The sequence below is a fragment of the Zobellella taiwanensis genome, assembly GCF_003012795.1.
In the GTDB taxonomy this organism is placed as follows: Bacteria; Pseudomonadota; Gammaproteobacteria; order Enterobacterales; family Aeromonadaceae; genus Oceanimonas; species Oceanimonas taiwanensis.
The window spans coordinates 1-255 of sequence record NZ_PXYH01000093.1; the positions used below are offsets into that span (position 1 = coordinate 1).

Below are 255 nucleotides of genomic sequence, written 5' to 3' on the forward strand. Positions count from 1 at the left end.
TCAGGCTGACGGTGTCGTTATCATCCAGATCCCCAAAACTCACCAGGCCAGTGCCGCGCAAGTCCTGGGCACTGGAATCGCCCGCCACTTCCAGTATCGGCGCCGCATCCACCACGCTCAGGGTGGGGGCGTCGTTGCTGCCAATCAGGGTAAAGCTCACCACCTCACTGGCGGTGGCGCCCTGGCTGTCGGTGGCGGTCACGGTATAGCTGAAGGTGATGGTCTCGCCCGCCGCCAAAAAGTCCAGGTCGACGT

At 63.1% G+C, this 255-nt stretch carries 1 protein-coding gene; it reads right to left on the minus strand.

Annotated elements, in window-relative coordinates:
* Positions 1–255, minus strand: a 255-nt coding sequence (locus C7I36_RS17065; protein ID WP_146137367.1) for a VCBS domain-containing protein, incomplete at both ends; no start/stop codon positions are given.